Genomic DNA, 2894 nt, shown 5'->3' on the forward strand with positions numbered 1-2894 from the left:
CGGCCGGCCAGCGCGTCGAGCGCGCGCCCCGCCACCCCGGCGTCGAGAGGCTCCAGCCCGGCGAGGACACCTGGCCCCCGCTCACCGCCCAGGATCCGGTCCAGTACGCCGGCCAGCGGGCCGAACATCGGGTCCAGCCCGGCGAGATGGGCGAGCCGCTGCCGCAGCTTCACCTTCGCCGCCGTGTTGCGCCGCTCGGCGGCCACCAGCGCCGCGAGCACCGGCTCCCAGGTCATGCCCCACGCGGCAGCCCGTACGGCGGCGGCGAGTTGATCGTCCTGCCCGGTCTCCGCCGCGCTCTCGCAGGCCTCGCGAGCCTCCCGGACCAGCGTGGCCAGTGTCTCCCGGGCGCGGGCGAGCCCGGGGTCCAGGCCGGCCAGCAGCCGGTCCAGGAACACCCCGGGCACCTCGCCCACCCGAGCACACAACTCATCGACGCCTGACGGCAGTTGTGCCTCCGCGTCGGCGCCGAACTCCCGGAGGTCGCCCACCAGGGACAGCGCCGCGTTCATCGTCCGGCCGCCCCCGCTGAGCCTGGCGAGCAGCGCGCCCGCGAGATGGTGGGCGATCGCGCCCGCCGCGTCCCGCGCGTGGTTGTGCAGATAGGTGCCCAGGTTGGTGTGCCCGACCGCCACGATCGCCGGAAAACCCGCCCGGTACGCGTACCGCAGACTGTCCCGCTCCCGGGCGATCGCCACCTCCCCGTGCCCGCGCACGTCCGCCACATTGGCGAGCGCCCCGAACACCTCGCCCAGGTAAGGGAAGTCCCCGGTGGCCTCGAAGACCTCCCGGCACTCCTCCAGCAGCCGCAGCGCGTCCTCGGCGCGGCCCAGCCGCAGCAACGGCATGTACGCGGGCAGCCGGGCCCGCGCGAAGTCGGTGACCGGGGCGCCGCGTGCCTGTTTGGAGTTGCCGAGGTCGTCGGCGTACTCCAGTGCGCGCCGCCAGGCGCCCGCGTCGATCGCGGCCCGCTGCCCGGTGTCGCAGAGTTCCTCCCAGACCTCCCACCAGTCGACTCCCTCCCGGGGGCCGCGCTCGCGGGGCACGTCACGCATCCGCCGGTGCAGTGCGTCGGCCTCGGCGAGGGCCTCGGTGGCCCGGTCGGTCTGCGAGAGGACATGCAGCCGCTGGACCTCGTACAGGAGTGTCGTCCAGACGCCCAGGCCGGCCCGCCGGGCGTGGTCGACGCCCTGGCCGGCGAGGGTGAGCGCCTCGGCCAGGCGTCCGGTGCGTACGCAGATGTCGACCAGGCCGCTGGTCGCGCCGGCGGCGGTGGAGTGGTCGCCGCGTTCGAGCGCCGAGGCGAGGACGGCGCGCTCCTGCCGCTCGGCGAGGGCCGGGTCGGTCTCGCTGAGCACCCGCGCGAGTGCCTCCACCGGCGGTACGACACCGGTGCCCGGCGCGGACGCGGCGCGGGCCGCGATCCGGCGCAGCAGGGGCAGTACGCGGGCCCTGGTGGGACCAGAGGTGTCCCGGCGCAGCACGGCTTCCAGCAGTGTCGCGGCGGACGACTCCTGCCGCAGCCGGATCAGATAGGGCGCGGCGGCGAGCGCGGCGTGCGTGAGCAACGGCCCGGCCAGCCGGGCGTCTTCGGCGTCGGTGCCCTCGCGGGTCCACGCCACCTGGAACACCCGCAGCCAGTACCCCGACAACTGGGTATCGACCAGCTCCCGGACCCGCGCACCGGCCCGCGCCCGCCCCTCGGCGGCGACGGCGGCCTGGATCTCGTACGACTGTCCCGGCCGCGGAGTGAGCAGGCCCTGCACCACCAGTGTCCGCAGCGCCGAGTCGACCGGCGTTTCCGGGTGCCCGAGCCGCTCACACAGGCCGGGCCAGTTGTGGTCCACGACCGGACGGGTACGGTCGGTCTCCTCCAGACAGCACAGCACATGGAACAAGTCCCGCTCGGCGGAGGCGAGTTCGGCGACGACACCGTAGGCCCAGGCACGCAGTACGCGCAGCTGCCCGTCGCCGTCGCCGTCGCCGTCGTTGTCGCTGGTGCCGTTGCCGTCGATGCCATCGGCCGCCGATGCCTGCTTCCAGGTGGCCAGCAGCCTGCCCAGCCGCTCCGGCTCGGCGGCCTGCGCGTCGGCCAGCTTCAGCAACCCCGGGTGCCCCTGGGCGAGTTGCAGCAGCCCGGCACCGAGCCGCCGGGCGGCGTCCGGCGCCGTCCCGGGGAGCCGTCCGTCGATCAGCCGGGCCAGATGGGGGAGTTCACGGGCGAGCAGCAGGGCCTCGTCGGAGGTCAGCAGGTCAACCGGTTCGGTCCGCAAGAGAGGCCCGATCCCGGCCGGCCGAACCCGCCCACAGAGAATCAGGCGCCCCGACCACGAGCCCGCCCCGGAACCCGGCGCGGAGTCCGCCCCGGAACCCGCGCCGGGGCCCGCCCCAGAGCCCGCTCGGGAGCCCAGCCCGGCGCCTGCCCCGGAGTACCCGGACAACGCACGGATCAGATTCCCCCAACGCCGGTCCCACCAGGCCCTGTCGGGGGTCAGTAGCGCGTCGATGCCATCGACGACCAGCAGCACCCGCTCCCGCTCCAGCCATGCGGCGACGGCGTCGGTGAATTCCCTCGCAGGCTCCCCGGTCCCCCCGCCGGAATCCAGCAGATGCAGGCAGCGCAGTCCCGGTACCGCCTGTTCCAGGGTCAGCGCGAAGGAGGTGAGGGCTCCCTCCGGGTACCGGTGGTCCTGTTCCTGGGGTGCCGTGAACCAGACGACCCGCTCGAAGGCGTGCGCGTGCGTCGCGGCCAACTCCCGTGCGCACGCGGTCTTTCCGGCACCGGGCATGCCTTGCAGCAGTACCCCGCGCAGTCCGCTGCGGGGGGCGAGTACGGCGCCGGCGCGGGCGAGCAGGGCGACGCGGCCGACGAAGTGCTCGGGGGCGGGCGGGAG

At 75.0% G+C, this 2894-nt stretch carries 1 pseudogene; it reads right to left on the reverse strand.

The features are described from left to right. Window positions 1-2894, reverse strand: a pseudogene (locus AOK08_RS34640) (hypothetical protein); the annotation flags it as partial.

Source organism: Streptomyces graminilatus, from assembly GCF_001418565.1.
Taxonomy (GTDB): domain Bacteria; phylum Actinomycetota; class Actinomycetes; order Streptomycetales; family Streptomycetaceae; genus Streptomyces; species Streptomyces graminilatus.